This window comes from Streptomyces sp. 3MP-14, assembly GCF_006334905.2.
GTDB classification, from domain to species: Bacteria; Actinomycetota; Actinomycetes; order Streptomycetales; family Streptomycetaceae; genus Streptomyces; species Streptomyces triticirhizae.
On sequence record NZ_VDLZ02000002.1, the window covers coordinates 70,327 to 87,103 of the forward strand.

Sequence of the window (16,777 nt, forward strand, 5' to 3'; positions counted from 1 at the left end):
ACCGTGCCCCGCGCGTCCGTTGACGCCACACGAGACGGCCAGGGCCATCGGGCCCTGGCCGTCCTCGTTGTGAGTTGCCCCGCAGATCCTTGCCAGACCGGCGAGTAACAACTTACGGTACCGTAACCTACGGTGTCGTAAGTACTCCCGGATACAGCAGGAGATCATGTGACCCTCGACCCAGCCCACCCCACCGGCAGATCAGGCGACTGGACGGATGCCAAGCTGATCTACGCGTTGGAGGAGGTCGTCGAGACCGAGTTGAACCGCCATCTCAAGGCGGCCAAGGACTGGATGCCCCACGAGTACGTGCCCTGGAGCCAGGGGCGCGACTTCGACGGCCCGCTGGGTGGGGAGCCCTGGTCCATCGAGCAGTCCCAGGTGACCGACGTGGGCCGGACCGCCCTGGTGGTCAACCTGCTCACCGAGGACAACCTCCCCAGCTACCACCACGAGATCGCCAGCATCTTCGGCCGCGAGGGCGCCTGGGGGACCTGGGTGCACCGCTGGACCGCCGAGGAGGGCCGGCACGGCATAGTGCTGCGCGACTACCTGCTGACCACCCGCGCCGTGGACCCGGTCCAGCTGGAGAACTTCCGGATGGCCCACATGTCCGAGGGCTTCGAGTCGGACAACCAGCACTCCATGCTGCACTCCGTCGCCTATGTCGCGTTCCAGGAACTGGCGACGCGTATATCGCACCGGAACACCGGCCGGGAGTCCGGCGACCCGATCTGCGACAGGCTGCTCGCCCGGATCGCCACCGACGAGAACCTGCACATGGTCTTCTACCGCAACCTGCTCCGCGCGGCCTTCGAGATCGCGCCGGACCAGACGATGCGGGCCGTGCGGGACGTGGTGGTCGACTTCCGGATGCCGGGACACGGCATCCCCGGCTTCGAGCGCGCCGCCGCCCGGATGGCCGTCGGCGGCATCTACAACCTCCGCATCCACCTGGACGACGTGCTCCAGCCGGTGCTGCGCTACCTCGGCGTCATGGAGATCGGCGGGCTGAGCCCCGAAGGGCTCAAGGCGCAGGAGGAGTTGGGCACGTTCCTCGGTGGCCTCGACTCCGAGGCGCGGATCTTCGACGAGCGGCTCGCCGCCCGCAAGGCGAGGCTGCTGGCGCGCAAGGCGCAGCAGAGCTGAGACCCGGCCGGCCGGGCCCACCGGCGCGGCCGGCCGCGCTTCGAGGGGACGGGCCGGGGCGGTTTCACGGCTTGCCCCGGCCCGACAGCGCTCGTTACACTCGCCCACGTATCTGCTGTCGAGGTCGGGAGATCCGTTGTTCAGCTGAGGTCATGACACCGCGAGCCCGGTTGGCTCGTGCCCTCGGCCGTCCCGTTCGCGGACGGCGGCACGAACGCCCCGCTCCACGCGGTTGACCTCGGAGGTCCTCGGGATTCTCTTCCGTTCCCTCGGCAGATTTCTTTCTTTGACAGATTCTGTCTCTCTGGCCTTCCTCCGTCACTCGGTGTCCCTTCGGGCCCGGTGTCACTTCGCGTTCCGCTGATCACTTCTGGCAGCCGCCGCCGTGCGGCGCTGCCCGGCACGCATCTGGAGGGCCCTCATGTCTACCGGCACCACCCATGTCTCCGTCCAGCGGTTGGTCTTCGACTGGCCCGACGGCACCCGCGTCTTCGACGGCCTCGACCTGGCGATCGGGCCCGGCCGCACCGGGCTGATCGGGCTGAACGGCAGCGGGAAGTCCACCCTGCTCAGGCTGATCGCCGGCGAGCTGACCCCGACCGCCGGCACCGTCCGGGTCGCCGGCGAGGTCGGCGTCCTGGCGCAGAGCGTCACCCTGGACACCACGCAGCCCGTCGACCGGCTGCTCGGCATCGCCGAGGCCCGCGCGGCGCTGCACGCCATCGAGGCGGGCGACGCCTCCGAGGCACACTTCGCCGCCGTCGGCGACGACTGGGACGTCGAGGGCCGCACCCGCGCGGTCCTCGACCAACTCGGCCTGTCCCACATCGGGTTGGACACCACCGTGGGCCGGGTCTCCGGCGGCGAGACGGTGCTGCTGCGGCTGGCCGCGCTGCTGCTGCGCCGGCCCGACGTGCTGCTGTTGGACGAGCCGACCAACAACCTGGACCTGCGGGCCAGGGAGCGGCTGTACGCGGCGGTGGCCGCCTGGCGCGGGGTGCTGGTCGTGGTCAGCCACGACCGGGAACTCCTGGAGCGCGTCGACCAGATCGCCGACCCGCGCGAGGGGCGCGTGGTCCGCTTCGGCGGCCCGCTCTCCGCCTACCAGGAGGCGCTCGCCGTCGAACAGGAGGCGGCGGTGCGGACCGCGCGCTCCGCCGAGGCGGACGTGCGCCGGCAGAAGCGGGACCTGGTCGAGGCGCACGACAAGCTGGCCGGCCGCGCCAGGGCCGGCCGGCGGGCCGCCGAGACCGCCGGGCTGCCGAAGATCGTCGCCGGCGCCCGCAAGCGGGCCGCCGAGGTCTCGGCCGGCAAGCACCGCATCCTCCACGAGGAGCGGCTGGCCGAGGCGAGGGAACGCCTCACCGAGGCCGAGGCGGCGGTGCGGGACGACGACGAGATCCGCGTCGACCTCCCGCACACCGCCGTGCCCAACCGCCGACAGGTGCTCACCCTGCGGAAGTTGGCGCTGCGCAACGGTGCCACGGCCCACCTCCAGGTGCTCGGCCCGGAGCGGATCGGCCTGATCGGGCCCAACGGCGCGGGCAAGACCACGCTGCTGAACACGATCGCCGGCCGGCTGGCGCCGGCCTCGGGGGAGGCGGAGGTCCACGTTCCGCTGCGCTATCTGCCGCAGCGGCTGGACATCCTGGACGGTGGCCTCTCCATCGCGCGGAACGTGGCGGCGCTGGCGCCCACCGCGCACCCGCAGCGGGTGCGGGCCCAGCTGGCGCGATTCCTCTTCCGCAAGGAGCTGCCGGACCAGCGGGTGGACACGCTCTCCGGCGGGGAGCGGTTCCGCGCCACGCTGGCCGCGCTGATGCTGGCCGAGCCCGCCCCGCAGCTGCTGCTGCTGGACGAGCCGACCAACAACCTGGACCTGGCCAGCGTGCGGCAGCTCACCTCGGCGCTGGCGTCCTACCGGGGCGCGCTGCTGGTGGCCAGCCACGACCTGCCGTTCCTGCGGGAGTTGGGGCTGACCCGCTGGCTGGCCCTCACGGAAGGGGAGGTGACCGAGACCGCGCCGGGCGGGGCCGATCCCGGCCCGGCCGAGGCCGGCTGAGCCCGACGGGGCCGGACCCGGCTGAGCACCGGGCCCGGCCCCCGCCGAGCGGGTCAGGTGATCTGGCCCGCCTGGAGCCGGGAGTAGGCCCCGCCGCGCCGCAGCAGCTCGGCGTGGGTGCCGACCTCCGAGATCCGGCCGTGCTCCATCACCACGATCCGGTCGGCGTTGCGGACGGTGGACAGGCGGTGCGCCACCACGAACACGGTGCGCCCGCGCATCAGCCGGTCCATCGCCTCCTGCACCAGCGCCTCGGAGCGGGTGTCCAGCGCGGAGGTGGCCTCGTCGAGCACCAGGATGCGCGGGTCGCGGATCAACGCCCGGGCGATGGCGATCCGTTGGCGCTGCCCGCCGGAGAGCCGGGCGCCGCGCTCGCCCACCACGGTCTCCAGCCCCTCGGGCAGCCGGTCCACGAACTCCAGGGCGTTGGCGTCCCGCAGTGCGGCGCGCACGGTGGCGGCGTCCACGTCGGGCATTCCGTAGCCGACGTTCTCCCTGATGGTGCCCTCGAAGAGCACCGACTCCTGGGGCACCACCGACAGGAAGCGGCGGTAGCTGCGCAGGTCCAGGGTGCTCATGTCGACGCCGTCGAGCAGGATGCGCCCCGAGACCGGCCGGATGAAGCCGATCAGCAGGTTGAGCACGGTGGACTTGCCGGCGCCCGAGGCGCCCACCAGGGCGATGGTCTCGCCGGGCGGCACGGTCAGGTCGAAGTCGACGACGGCCGCCGGCCCCTCCCCGTCGTACCGGTAGGTGACGCGCTCGAACTTCAGCCGGCCCTTGACCTCGCTCACCTGGGTCTTGCCGGTGTTCTCCTCCAGGTCGGGCGCCTGGAGGACCTCGCCGGCCGAACGCACCGACTCCAGGCCCTTGGTGATGATCGGCGCCAGGCCCATCAGCATGGTCATGGACCCGGTGAGCGTGGTGAAGAACGTGCTGAGCATCACCACGTCGCCGGCGGTGATCGGCAGCCAGGCGTAGTAGGAGATCATCGCGGCACCGGCCAGGAAGCCGATGCCGATGGCGTTGAGCAGAATCCAGGCCAGCGCCCCGAAGTGCCCGTTCAGCAGGTCGAGCCGTATGCCGGCGCGGAGCACCTGGCTGAGCGAGCCCTCCACCCGGCCGATGGCCGTGCGCTCCAGGCCGTGCGCCCGGGTGACGGGGATCAGGCTGGTCATCTCGCCGACGCGGGTGGAGAGTTGCTCGACCTGCCGGCGGTACTGCTCGTTCTTGCTGCGCAGCCGGGTGCGCAGCCGGCGGACCAGCAGCGCGGCGGCGGGCACGATGATGATGAACGCGGGCAGCGCGGTCGGCACCCGGAAGGCGATCACGGCCAGGCCGCCGGTCAGCGTGATGATGGCGGCCAGTCCGGTGTCGGCGCTCTGCTGGGCGGAGACCTCGATGTTCTCCACGTCCCTGATCACCTTGGTCTGGAGGGCGCTGGCGCTGACCCGGGAGTGGTATCCGATCGAAAGCTCCTGCATCCGCCGGCACAGCGCCGAGCGCAGCCCGGTGCCGACCCGGCGCACGCTGCCGTGCATACAGCGGACATAGAGCAGGTGGGTGGGGTAGTTGAGCATCAGAACGATCAGCAACACCATGGTGTTGCTGCCGAGTTCCCCGATCGGTCGGCGCTCGACGACGATGTCGATGATGTTGGCCGTGACCAGGGGCAACAGCCACACCGGGCTGTGCTTGACCACGAACGCTAAGACGGCGACCAGGAGCCGGAGGCGGTCGTCCCGGAAGAGGTAGGCGAGGGTCCGCACCGGATGTTCCCCCTGGTAGCGATGCTCCAGAGGACCTTGCGGAAGAGCCATGACAGCAGCACTCCAACGGCCAGGGATAACGAGTCGGGATGACCTTGCCCCTGAAGCGACTCGAACACTCACCGAAATGGCGCCTGGAAGTGGGCTCTGCCCTTTTCCTTATGGTTCGGGGTAATTCATATACATCGTGATAGTAGGCATGTATGGGAGTGCCTGTACCGAAAGGTACCAGGTGGTCGCCCCCTGGTAGTCCGATTTCTCAACTTCCGTATATTCGCGACACGGTGGCGCCCTCGCACCGGCGCTCGCGCCGGTGCGTCGATCCTCTGGTCGTTCACTACCGTGCGCCCGTCCGGACGGGTGAGTGCCGCGCGGCCCCACCGAACGTGTGCTCGCCCGGCGCGCAGGGGTGAGCCACCCCGGAGCGAAACGTTGCGCCCGGGGTGAACGGTCGCTTCATTGCTCAACTCGATCGTGAACGAAGCGAGTTGGTCTGATCTCGTCCGCTTTCTCATGAGTTTCGCGCACTCGGTCATGTTGCGCTGGCACATGCCAAGACTCGACACAGCGGGTGACCCGACGGCGACGCCGCGCGGGCCCCGCCGAGTCGGAGCGCCGCAGCGTGTGTGAAGCGAGTGGACCCAGCGAAACTAAGGAGAAAGGCCCGTGGCGAACATCATGGACAGATCGTCGGAAGCCCCCCCGAGCCCGAACGCGACCGGGCGCCCCCCGGCGCCCGGCTGGCAGGGCACCTGGCGGTTCACCCTCGCCCCCGAGGAGCGGTCGGTGCCCCAGGCCCGGCACGCGGTGCGCGACCTGCTGCGCCGCCGGGCGGCGCCGCTGACCGCCGACCGCCTCCACGGCCTGCTGTTGATCCTGACCGAACTGGTCACCAACGCGGTCCGGCACGCCGCCCTCCTCACGCCGACGATCGGCGTCGAGGTCGCCGTGGACGCCCACTGGGTGTGGGTGCGGGTCGAGGACGGCCACCCCTACCGGCCGCACGCCCTGGCCGCCAGCCCGGAGCGGCAGCGCACCGGCGGGCGCGGGCTGCTGCTGGTGCAGGCCACCGCCCACGAGTCCGGCGGCTCCTGCGGGGTGCGGGCCACCGCCGACGGCGGCAAGGTCATCTGGGCCGTGCTGCCGCTGGACCGGATCGCCGGCGGCCCGCCGCCGCTGCCCCCGTCGTGACCGCCGCTGTGACGGCCGCCGCCGCCCGGGGCGCGCCGACGGCGCCTTCCGCCGCTTCGCCGGTGGCGGAGCTAGTGACAGAGCCCCGCCTCGTGGGCGGCGTGCCCCGAGGGCTCCAACTGGAAGGTGCAGTGCGCCACTTCGAAGTGGTCGCCCAGGCAGTGCTGCAACTCGTGGAGGGTCTGCTCGTGCCCCACCGCGTCGAGACGCTCGGGGCTGACCACCACATGCGCCGAGAGCACCGGCATCCCCGAGGTGATGGTCCACACATGGAGGTCGTGCACGCCCTCGACGCCCGGCATCCGCAGGATGTGGTCCCGCACCTCGGCCACCGCCACGTCCCGCGGCGCCGACTCCAGCAGCACCTCCAGCGCCTCCCTGGCCAGCTTGACCGTGCGCGGCACGATCATCAGCGCGATCAGCAACGAGGCCACCGGGTCGGCGCGCTGCCAGCCGGTGAGCAGGATGACCAGCGCCGCCACGATCACCGCCACCGAGCCCAGCGCGTCGGCCAGCACCTCCAGGAAGGCGCCGCGCACGTTCAGGTTCTCCCGCTGGCCGCGCATCAGCAGTGCCAACGAGAGGCAGTTCAGCGCGAGCCCCACGACGCCGAAGATCACCGTGGTGCCGCCCGGCACCTCCGTCGGCTCGCGCAGCCTGCTGATGGACTCCAGCAGGATGTAGCCGCCAACGCCCAGCAGGAGCAGGCAGTTGACCAGGGCCGCCAGGATCTCCATCCGGGCCAGGCCGAAGGTCTGGCGCTCGCGGTTCGCCGGCCGGTTGGCGAAGTGGATCGCGACCAGGGCCATCCCGATGCCCACCGCGTCCGTCGCCACATGGCCGGCGTCCGCCAGCAGCGCCAGCGAGTCGGTCACCAGCGCGCCCACCAACTGGGCCACCAGCAGCAGCAGCGCGATGCCCAGCGCCACCCACAGCCGCCCCCGGTACGCCGCACCCCTGGTGCCGGGGGCCCCGCTCCCGTGGCCCGCCCCGTGCCCGCCGTGCTGATGTCCCGCGCCCATGCGCGCCGCCCCCTCTTCGTAGGCTCCCCACACAGTGAACTACGGGCGGGGGGTATCAGGCAACGCGGCACTGAACACCGTTGTCATGTGCTCTGACCTGCGCGTTCCCGGTCGGCGCCGAGGCGTGCGCCACAGCCACCCCGACCGGCGGCGATGGCCGGAAGGCACAGCGCCGAAGTCAGCCGGCGGCCGGGTCGGCGGACCGGAGCAGCCACCCCTCCCAGGCCGAGGAGACCATCTCGCCCAGGCCGCGTCGCGCGGTGAAGCCGAGCCGCTCGGCGGCCAGCGCGGCCGAGGCCACCACCCGCGCCGGGTCGCCCGGGCGCCGCCCCTCGACCACCGGCGGCGACGACCAGCCGGTGGCCGCACCGACCGCCGCCGCCAACTCCCGCACCGAGACGCCGACACCGGTGCCCACGTTCACCGTCAGGTCCCCGGCCGGCGCCCCGGCATCGGCCCTGGCCAGCTCCCTGGCCGCCGCCAGATGCGCGTCCGCCAGGTCCGCGACATGGATGTAGTCCCGCACACAGGTGCCGTCCGGTGTCGGGTAGTCGTCGCCGAAGATCACCGGCGGCAGCCCCGCCTCGATCCGCTCGAAGAACAGCGGGATCACGTTGGCCGCGCCCCGGTCGGCCAGCTCCGGGCTCGCGGCGCCCGCCACGTTGAAGTACCGCAGGCACACCGAACGCACCCCGTGCGCCCGGCCCACCGCGCGCACCAGCCACTCGCCGGCCAACTTGGTCTCGCCGTACGGGTTGATCGGCCGGCACGGCGTCTCCTCGGTGACCAGTGGCACGTCGGGGGAGCCGTAGACGGCGGCCGAGGACGAGAAGACCAGCCGCCGCACGCCGGCCGCCACCATCGCGTCCAGCAGCGTGGCCAGCCCGCCGACGTTCTCCCGGTAGTAGAGGGTCGGCCGGGCCACCGACTCGGGCACCCGCTTCTGCGCCGCGAGATGAACGACCCCCGTCACTCCGTGCTCGCGCAGCGCCCGCTCGGCCACCGCCCCGTCCGCCACCGAGCCGCGCACCAGCGGCACCCCGGCCGGCAGCCGCTCCGCCACCCCCGTGGACAGGTCGTCCAGCACCGCCACCCGCTCCCCGGCGGCGAGCATCGCCCGCACCACATGGGCCCCGATGTAACCGGCACCGCCGGTGATCAGCCAACTCATGGCCCGCAGCTTAGGCCCTGGCCCTCTCGACCAGGGCGAGCGACCGAGCGGGACGGCCTCAGCGGCCCCGGCGGCAGCACGACTTCGCTCGGTGTCAGTGGCATCGCGTAGGGTCACCTTCGGTGTTCGTCGGACACCGGAAGTGAACCGTGGGTTTCCCCACCCCAACGCCGTTCTTGCCGCGCGGTGGTCATCAGATAATCTCTGCCGACATGCCGCCGCAGAGCGCGGAGTTGTCGCAAGGAGTGAGTCAGCTGTCCAGCGCCATCCTCACCGGACCGCCCGATCCCGGGTCCTCGATCGAGGACGAGCTGAGAGCACTCGGGTTCCACGTCTCCGTGGTCCGGCGGCCGGCCGAGCTGGCCGAGGCCGTGGCGGCCGTTCCCGCCGGCGAGCGGGTCGCGCTCGTCGACCCGCGCTTCGTCGGCCACCGGCACAGCCTGCGCCTCGCCCTGACCGACCCCCGCTTCGCCACAGCCGCCGTCCCCGGCGCCCTGACCGCAGCGCCCGCCGGCCGGGCGGCCCTGGCCGCTGCCCTCGCGGCGCTCGCCGACGCCGGCCGCACCGGCGCGGCCGCCGGCGGCCCGCTGGCCGCCCCGCCCGAGGCCGCGCCCACGGTGGACCGGCTGGCCACGCTGCTCGCCGAGGCCGGAGCGCCGCCGCACCGCCCGGAGTTGGGCACCCTCGTCGCCGAGGTGCCGCTCGACGAGCCGGCCAGGGCAGAGGCCGCCGCGCGGGTCGCCGCCGTGGACGAGGAGGCCGTCCGGCTGCGCTCGGCCGTCAAGTCCCGCGACGGCTTCACCACCACGCACCTGGTCAGCCCCTACTCCCGCTACCTCGCCCGCTGGTGCGCCCGCCGGGGCTACACGCCCAACCAGGTCACCACCGCCTCGCTGCTCACCGCCCTGGTCGCCGCCGGCTGCGCCGCCACCGGCGAGCGCTGGGGCTTCGTCACCGCCGGCGTGCTGCTGCTGGCCTCGTTCGTACTGGACTGCGCCGACGGCCAGTTGGCCCGCTACGCGCTGAAGTACTCCACGCTGGGCGCCTGGCTGGACGCCACCTTCGACCGCGCCAAGGAGTACGCGTTCTACGCCGGCCTCGCCCTGGGCGCCGCCCGCTCCGACGACGACGTCTGGGCCCTGGCGCTGGGCGCCATGGTCCTGGGCACCTGCCGGCACATCGTGGACTTCGCGTTCAACGAGGCGCACCCGCCCAGCCCGTCGGGCGGCGGCGCCAACGCCATATCGGGCCGGCTCGACCGCATCGGCTGGACCGTCTGGGCCCGCCGCATGATCGTGCTGCCCATCGGCGAACGCTGGCTGCTGATCGCCGTGTTGACCGCGCTGACCACCCCCAGGACCACCCTGGTGGTGCTGCTGGTCGCCGCCGGCTTCGCCGGCTGCTACACCACGGCCGGCCGGCTGCTGCGCTCGCTCCGCTCGCGCGGCACCGCGCCCGGCGCCCCCGAGGCGCTGGCCGGCCTCGCCGACAGCGGCCCGCTCGCGCTGGCCGCCGCCCGCCTGCCGCTGCCCGGCGGCGCCCGGGTGCCGGCGCCCGGCTGGGCGGCCCTGGGCGTGCTGGTGCTGCTGGCCACCCTGCCCCCGGTGCTGGCCGAGGGCAGCTGGTTCGCCGTGCTCGGCGCCCTCGGCTACGGGATCGCCGCCGGCCAGGCCGTCGCCCGCCCGCTGCGGGGTCGCCTCGACTGGCTGCTCCCGCCGCTGTTCCGGGCCGGCGAGTACCTCACCATCCTGCTGCTCGCCGCCCACAGCGAGGTGAACGGTGCGTTGCCGGCGGCTTTCTGCCTGGTGGCCGCGAGCGCCTACCATCACTACGACACGGTGTACCGCCTTCGGGGCGGCGCCGGGGCGCCTCCCCGCTGGCTGGTCACGGCCACCGGCGGACACGAGGGCCGTGCCCTGGCGGTCACGGTCGCCGCCGCCCTGTGGTCCGGCGGCCAGGGCTTCACCATCGCGCTCGCGGTCCTCGCCGGGGCCGTGGCGCTCCTGGTGCTGGGGGAGAGCATCCGCTTCTGGATCTCCTCCCAGGCGCCAGCCGTACACGACGAAACAGGAGAACCCGCATGATCGGCCTCGTGCTGGCCGCCGGCGCCGGACGGCGTCTTCGCCCCTACACCGACACCCTGCCCAAGGCACTGGTCCCGGTGGTCGACCTGGAGGGCGAGGACAGCAGGACCGTGCTCGACCTCACCCTGGCGAACTTCGCCGAGGTCGGCCTGTCCGAGGCCGCCATCGTGGTCGGCTACCGCAAGGAGGCCGTTCACGAGCGCCGCGCCGACCTGGAGCGCCGCTACGGCGTCAAGCTCACCCTGATCGAGAACGACAAGGCCGAGGAGTGGAACAACGCCTACTCCCTGTGGTGCGCCCGCGAGGCCATCGCCGAGGGCGTGATCCTGGCCAACGGCGACACGGTCCACCCGCCGTCCGTCGAGCGCACCCTGCTCGCCGCCCGGGGCGAGGGCCGCCGGATCATCCTGGCGCTGGACACCGTCAAGGTGCTGGCCGACGAGGAGATGAAGGTCGTCGCCGACCCGGAGAAGGGCGTCCGCCGGATCACCAAGCTGATGGAGCCCGCCGAGGCCACCGGCGAGTACATCGGCGTCACGCTGATCGAGCCCGAGGCCGCCGCCGAGCTGGCCGACGCGCTGCGCACCACCTACGAGCGCGACCCGCAGCTCTACTACGAGGACGGCTACCAGGAGCTGGTCCACCGGGGCTTCCGCATCGACACCGCCCCCATCGGCGAGGTCAGCTGGGTCGAGATCGACAACCACGACGACCTCGCCCGGGGCAGGGAGATCGCGTGCCGGTACTGACCCGCCTCATCCCGTCCCCCGTCTCGGTCGACATCGCCGCCGGGGCCCTGGACAACCTGGCGGGGCTGCTGGCCGACCAACGGATCTCCTCCTCCGGCCGGTTGGCCGTCGCCATCAGCAAGGGCTCGGGCGCCGCGCTCCGCGAGCGCCTGACCCCGGCCCTGCCGGGCGCCGACTGGTACGAGGTCGCCGGCGGCACCATCGACGCCGCCGTCCAGCTGGCCGACGCGATGCGCTCGGGCCACTATGACGCGGTGGTCGGCCTCGGCGGCGGCAAGATCATCGACGCCGCCAAGTACGCCTCGGCCCGCGTCGGCCTGCCCATGGTGGCGGTCGCCACCAACCTCGCCCACGACGGCATCTGTTCGCCCGTCTCCACCCTGGACAACGACGCCGGGCGCGGCTCCTACGGCGTGCCGGCGCCGATCGCGCTGGTGGTCGACCTCCAGGTGATCAGGGACGCCCCGATCCGCTATGTCCGCTCCGGCATCGGCGACGCGGTCTCCAACATCTCCGCCATCGCCGACTGGGAGCTGTCCCACCGGGAGACCGGCGAGCAGATCGACGGCCTCGCCGCCGCCATCGCGCGCCAGGCGGGCGAGGCGGTGCTGCGGCACCCGGGGGACTGCGGGGACGACCAGTTCCTGACGGTGCTGGCCGAGGCGCTGGTGCTGGGCGGCATCGCCATGTCGATCGCCGGGCACACCCGCCCCTCCTCCGGCGCCTGCCACGAGATCTCCCACGCGCTGGACATCCTTTACCCCCGCCGTTCGGCGCCGCACGGCGAACAGGTCGGCCTCGGCGCCGCGTTCGCCATGCACCTGCGCGGGGACCCGGAGGCGTGCGGCCTGTTCGCCTCGGTGCTGCGGCGGCACGGGCTGCCCGTGCGCTCGGAGGAGATCGGCTTCTCCACCGAGGAGTTCGTCACCGCCGTCGCCTTCGCCCCGCAGACCAGGCCCGGGCGCTACACCATCCTCGAACACCTCGACCTGACCACCGACGAAATCAGGGACGCGTACGCGGACTATGTCAAAGCCATCGGTAGCTGAACTCCGCCCCGTGGTGCACCCCGCTGGCGTCAAGGACCGCCGCAGCGGGGAGCACTGGGCCGGTCGCCTGTACATGCGGGAGATCTCCCTGCGCTGGACCAGGCACCTGGTCAACACCCGGGTCACGCCCAACCAGCTCACCTATCTGATGGTTCTCGCCGGGGTGGCCGCCGGCGCCGCCCTGCTGATCCCGGGGCTGGTCGGCGCGGTGCTGGCCGCCCTGCTGATCCAGCTCTACCTCCTGCTGGACTGCGTGGACGGCGAGGTCGCCCGCTGGCGCGGCCAGACCTCCATCACCGGCGTCTACCTGGACCGGATCGGCCACTACCTCTCCGAGGCGGCGTTGCTGGTCGGCTTCGGGATGCGGGCGGCCGACCTCTTCGGGCAGCACGAGGAGTCGGCCAACTGGCTGTGGGCCTTCCTCGGCACCCTGGCCGCGCTCGGCGCGATCCTGATCAAGGCCGAGACCGACCTGGTCGACGTGGCCCGCGCCCGCAGCGGGCTGCCGGCGGTCAGGGACGAGGCGGCGACGCCCCGTTCCTCCGGGCTCGCGGTGGCCCGCAGGGCGGCGGCCGCGCTGAAGTTCCACCGGCTGGTCGGCGGCGTCGAGGCCTCGCTGCTGATCCTGGTGGTGGCCGTGCTGGACGCGATCGGCGGCGAGCTGTTCTTCACCCGGCTCGGGGTGGCCCTGCTCGCGGCGGTCGCGCTGCTCCAGACCCTGCTGCACCTGGTCTCCATCCTCGCCTCCAGCAGGCTGCGGTGAGCGGGCGGGACCCGGCGCCCGAGGCGGCCTCGGACGCGGCGAAGCTGACCGTCGGCGCCGTCGTGCTCACCATGGGCGACCGCCCCGTCGAGCTGCGCGCCCTGCTGGACTCGGTCGCCGCCCAGGAGGGCGAGCCCGTCGAGGTCGTGGTGGTGGGCAACGGCGCCGAGCTGCCGCCGCTGCCCGAGGGCGCGCGCGGCGTCGAACTCCCCGAGAACCTGGGCATTCCCGGTGGTCGGAACGTCGGCATCGAGTCCTTCGGCCCGGCCGGCTCCGACGTCGACGTACTGCTGTTTTTGGACGACGACGGTCTGCTTCCGGACAAAGAAACGGTCCGGCTGGTTCGGGAGGCGTTCGCCGCCGACCCCGGGCTCGGCATCATCAGCTTCCGGATCGCCGACCCCGACACCGGCGTCACCCAGCGCCGCCACGTTCCCCGGCTGCGCGCCTCCGACCCGATGCGTTCCTCCCGGGTCACCACCTTCCTCGGCGGCGCCAACGCGGTGCGCACCGCCGTCTTCCGGGATGTCGGCGGCCTCCCGGAGAACTTCTTCTACGCCCACGAGGAGACCGACCTCGCCTGGCGGGCGCTGGACGCCGGCTGGGCCATCGACTACCGGGCGGATCTGCTGCTCCACCACCCGGCCACCGCCCCCTCGCGGCACGCGATGTACCACCGGATGGTCGCGAGGAACCGGGTCTGGCTGGCCCGGCGGAACCTCCCGATCCCGCTGGTCCCCGTCTATCTCGGGGTCTGGCTGTTGCTCACCCTGGTCAGGCGCCCGTCCTGGCCGGCACTGCGGGCCTGGTTCGGCGGCTTCGCCGAGGGCTGGCGCACCCCGTGTGGTCAACGCAGGGCGATGCGTTGGCGTACGGTATGGCGCCTGACCCGGCTGGGACGACCTCCTGTTATCTGACAAGCTCGGGTCTGAGACCATCCTGGGGCCGAAGCGTTCGCGCGGCCCCTACCGCCCTGTGCCCTGCGAGGACGAAAGTTTCCCAAGGTGAGTGAGACCACGCACGAGAGTGCGTCCCCCCGCGAAGTGCCACTAGCAGAACTCGCGGCCCGTCATGGTCTGTCCGTCAGCGGCGCTCGACCTTCGCTGCCGCAGTACGTGCGGCAGCTCTGGGGTCGTCGTTACTTCATCCTCGCCTTCTCGCAGGCGAAGCTCATGGCCCAGTACAGCCAGGCGAAACTCGGCCAGCTGTGGCAGGTCTTCACCCCGCTCCTCAACGCCTTCGTCTACTTCCTGATCTTCGGCCTGCTGCTGGGCGGCAAGGGCGGGATGTCCAACCGCGAGTACATCCCGTTCCTGGTCACCGGCGTCTTCGTCTTCACCTTCACCCAGCAGTCGGTGCTCTCCGGCGTCAAGTCGATCTCCGGCAACCTGGGCCTGGTCCGCGCCCTGCACTTCCCCCGGGCCTCGCTGCCGATCTCGTTCTCGCTCCAGCAACTCCAGCAACTGCTCTACTCCATGATCGTGTTGGTCCTCATCGTGATCGGCTCCGGTCACTTCGCGGGGTGGACCTGGTTCCTGGTGCTCCCGGCGCTGGCGCTCCAACTGGTCTTCAACGTCGGCCTCGCGCTGATCATGGCGCGGCTGGGCTCCGCCACCCCCGACCTGGTGCAGCTGATGCCCTTCGTGCTGCGGACCTGGATGTATGCCTCGGGCGTGATGTTCCCGCTCCGCTACATGGTGGAGAACACCGCCAAGTGGCCGTCCTGGGTCGCCACCGTGCTGGAGGCCAACCCGGCGGCCGTCTACATGGACCTCATGCGCTACGCCCTGATCGACGGCCCGTACCATGACAGCGTTCCGATGACCACCTGGTGGTGGGCGCTGGGCTGGGCCGTGGTGGTCGGCATCGGCGGCTTCGTGTACTTCTGGAAGGCGGAGGAGCGGTACGGCCGTGGCTGACTGGAACATCCCCGCCCCGATGAAGGTCGTCGACGACGGCCGGGTCCCCACCGTGATCGCCGACGATTTGCACATCGTCTACCGCGTCAACGGCGCCGCCAAGCGCGGCAACGCCACCGCCGCGCTGCGCCGGATCATCCGCCGCGAGCCCAACGCCCGGGTCCGCGAGGTGCACGCCGTGCGCGGCGTCAGCTTCGTCGCCTACCGGGGCGAGGCGATCGGCCTGATCGGCTCCAACGGCTCAGGAAAGTCGACCCTGTTGCGCGCCATCGCCGGCCTCCTCCCGCCGGAGACCGGCAAGGTCTACACCGACGGCCAGCCCTCCCTGCTCGGCGTCAACGCCGCCCTGATGAACGATCTGACGGGCGAGCGGAACGTGATCCTCGGCGGCCTGGCCATGGGCATGACGCGGGATCAGATCCGCGAACGCTACGAGGAGATCGTCGAGTTCTCGGGGATCAACGACAAGGGCGACTTCATAAGCCTGCCCATGCGCACCTACTCCTCCGGGATGCAGGCCAGGCTGCGGTTCTCCATCGCCGCCGCCAAGGAACACGACGTGCTGATGATCGACGAGGCGCTGGCCACCGGCGACAAGAAGTTCCGCCGCCGCTCCGAGGAACGCATCCGCGAGATGCGCGCCGAGGCCGGCACCGTCTTCCTCGTCAGCCACAACAACAAGACGATCAGGGACACCTGCGACCGGGTGCTCTGGCTGGAACGCGGCGTGCTGATGATGGACGGCCCCACCGAGCAGGTGCTGAAGGCCTACGAGGAGGAGACCAACAAGTAGGCGCGGGACGGCCGGCGTCGCCCGGCCACCGCCCGCCGGACGCCGGCGGCCGGGGCCGGTTCCCCGGCCGGCCGGGGTAGCGTGTCCGGACATGGAGGCTTCGCGACCCAAGGTAGAAATACGAGCATGACGGCAACGGTGAGGACGGGGCCCGCGTGGTGACCGCCACGAGCGACCCGTCGGCGGCGACGCTGGCCAAGGCCGCCCACGAGAACTTCCCGGTGGCCCCGCGCTTTCTCCCCCGCGCCTGGCGGGACGACCTGATGGCCGTCTACGGCTTCGCCCGCCTGGTCGACGACATCGGCGACGGCGACCTTCCGCCCGGCGGCGCGGACGCCACCCTGCTGGGCGTGGACCGCGAGCGCTCCGACGACCGGCTGGCCCTGCTCGACGCCCTGGCCGCCGACCTCGACCGGGCCTTCGCCCCCGGCGGCGCCCCCCGCCACCCGCTGCTGCTGGCCCTCGTCCCCACCGTCCGCCGCGCCGGCCTGACCCCCGAGCCTTTCCGCGACCTCGTCGAGGCCAACCGCCTCGACCAGCGGGTCCGCCGCTACGAGACCCAGAGCCAACTCCTGCGCTACTGCGAGCTGTCGGCCAACCCCGTCGGCCGCCTCGTGCTGGCCGTCACCGGCACCGCCACCCCCGAGCGGGTCCGCCGCTCCGACGCCATATGCACCGCACTCCAACTGGTCGAACACCTCCAGGACGTCTCCGAGGACCTCGCCAGGGGACGGGTCTACCTGCCGGCCACCGCGATGCTCAGGTTCCGCGTGACCGAACGCGACCTGGCCCGGCCGACCGCCAACGCCTCCGTTCGGACCCTGGTCGCGTACCAGACCGAAAGGGCACGTAGGCTGCTCGACGAGGGCGCCCCCCTGGTGGGCAGCGTCCACGGGCGGCTGCGGCTGCTGCTCGCCGGGTTCCTCGGCGGCGGCTACGCGGCGGCCCACGCCATCGCCCAGGCCGGGTACGACGTGCTGGCCGGCCCCCCGCGCGCGAGCCGGGGCCGCCTGGTGTACGCGGCGGCCACCGCACTGCGACGACGAGGAACGTGAG

At 72.3% G+C, this 16,777-nt stretch carries 14 protein-coding genes; 11 read left to right on the forward strand and 3 right to left on the reverse strand.

What is annotated here, in order from left to right:
- Nucleotides 1-168: 168 nt before the first annotated feature.
- On the forward strand, nt 169-1,149 hold the full coding sequence (locus FH609_RS02770; RefSeq protein WP_139667602.1) for an acyl-ACP desaturase: 981 nt from the start codon (nt 169-171) through the stop codon (nt 1,147-1,149).
- A 421-nt stretch (nt 1,150-1,570) separates the two neighbouring features.
- Nucleotides 1,571-3,211, forward strand: coding sequence for an ABC-F family ATP-binding cassette domain-containing protein (locus FH609_RS02775; protein ID WP_139667603.1), 1,641 nt, complete (start codon nt 1,571-1,573; stop codon nt 3,209-3,211).
- Nucleotides 3,212-3,264: 53 nt separating this feature from the next.
- On the opposite strand, the gene FH609_RS02780 is transcribed toward FH609_RS02775, so the two are convergent.
- Nucleotides 3,265-5,031 carry an ABC transporter ATP-binding protein gene (locus FH609_RS02780; protein ID WP_139667604.1) on the reverse strand — a complete coding sequence of 589 codons (1,767 nt, stop codon included), beginning with the start codon at nt 5,029-5,031 and terminating at the stop codon, nt 3,265-3,267.
- Between the two features lie 627 nt (nt 5,032-5,658).
- Here FH609_RS02780 and FH609_RS02785 point away from each other — a divergent pair.
- Complete coding sequence (locus FH609_RS02785) at nt 5,659-6,171, forward strand: ATP-binding protein (RefSeq protein WP_139667683.1); 513 nt, start codon at nt 5,659-5,661, stop codon at nt 6,169-6,171.
- A 71-nt stretch (nt 6,172-6,242) separates the two neighbouring features.
- Here FH609_RS02785 and FH609_RS02790 read toward each other — a convergent pair whose 3' ends face one another.
- Nucleotides 6,243-7,193 (reverse strand): cation diffusion facilitator family transporter, encoded by a 951-nt coding sequence (locus FH609_RS02790; RefSeq protein ID WP_139667605.1) that lies wholly within the window; start codon nt 7,191-7,193, stop codon nt 6,243-6,245.
- A gap of 178 nt (nt 7,194-7,371) precedes the next feature.
- On the reverse strand, nt 7,372-8,364 hold the full coding sequence (galE, locus tag FH609_RS02795; RefSeq protein WP_139667606.1) for a UDP-glucose 4-epimerase GalE: 993 nt from the start codon (nt 8,362-8,364) through the stop codon (nt 7,372-7,374).
- A 254-nt stretch (nt 8,365-8,618) separates the two neighbouring features.
- Between galE and FH609_RS02800 the strand changes: the two genes are divergently transcribed.
- From FH609_RS02800 to hpnC, 8 genes are all read left to right on the forward strand, one after another.
- Nucleotides 8,619-10,448, forward strand: coding sequence for a DUF5941 domain-containing protein (locus FH609_RS02800; RefSeq protein ID WP_226961397.1), 1,830 nt, complete (start codon nt 8,619-8,621; stop codon nt 10,446-10,448).
- Nucleotides 10,445-11,197: a sugar phosphate nucleotidyltransferase gene (locus FH609_RS02805; protein WP_139667608.1), complete on the forward strand. Its 753-nt coding sequence runs from the start codon at nt 10,445-10,447 to the stop codon at nt 11,195-11,197. Before FH609_RS02800 ends, FH609_RS02805 begins: the two co-directional genes overlap by 4 nt.
- The gene (locus FH609_RS02810) at nt 11,185-12,246 is read left to right on the forward strand and encodes an iron-containing alcohol dehydrogenase family protein (protein WP_139667609.1); all 1,062 of its coding nucleotides are present in this window, start codon (nt 11,185-11,187) and stop codon (nt 12,244-12,246) included. Before FH609_RS02805 ends, FH609_RS02810 begins: the two co-directional genes overlap by 13 nt.
- Entirely contained in the window at nt 12,224-13,009 is a 786-nt protein-coding gene (locus FH609_RS02815) for a CDP-alcohol phosphatidyltransferase family protein (protein ID WP_139667610.1), read from the forward strand. Before FH609_RS02810 ends, FH609_RS02815 begins: the two co-directional genes overlap by 23 nt.
- Before the next feature lie 71 nt (nt 13,010-13,080).
- Entirely contained in the window at nt 13,081-13,926 is an 846-nt protein-coding gene (locus tag FH609_RS02820; RefSeq protein WP_405378951.1) for a glycosyltransferase, read from the forward strand.
- 87 nt (nt 13,927-14,013) lie between these two features.
- Entirely contained in the window at nt 14,014-14,928 is a 915-nt protein-coding gene (locus FH609_RS02825) for an ABC transporter permease (RefSeq protein WP_139667611.1), read from the forward strand.
- Between the two features lie 19 nt (nt 14,929-14,947).
- Nucleotides 14,948-15,721 carry an ABC transporter ATP-binding protein gene (locus tag FH609_RS02830; protein WP_139667685.1) on the forward strand — a complete coding sequence of 258 codons (774 nt, stop codon included), beginning with the start codon at nt 14,948-14,950 and terminating at the stop codon, nt 15,719-15,721.
- 155 nt (nt 15,722-15,876) lie between these two features.
- Nucleotides 15,877-16,776: a squalene synthase HpnC gene (gene hpnC / locus FH609_RS02835; protein WP_405378948.1), complete on the forward strand. Its 900-nt coding sequence runs from the start codon at nt 15,877-15,879 to the stop codon at nt 16,774-16,776.
- Nucleotide 16,777: the final 1 nt, after the last annotated feature.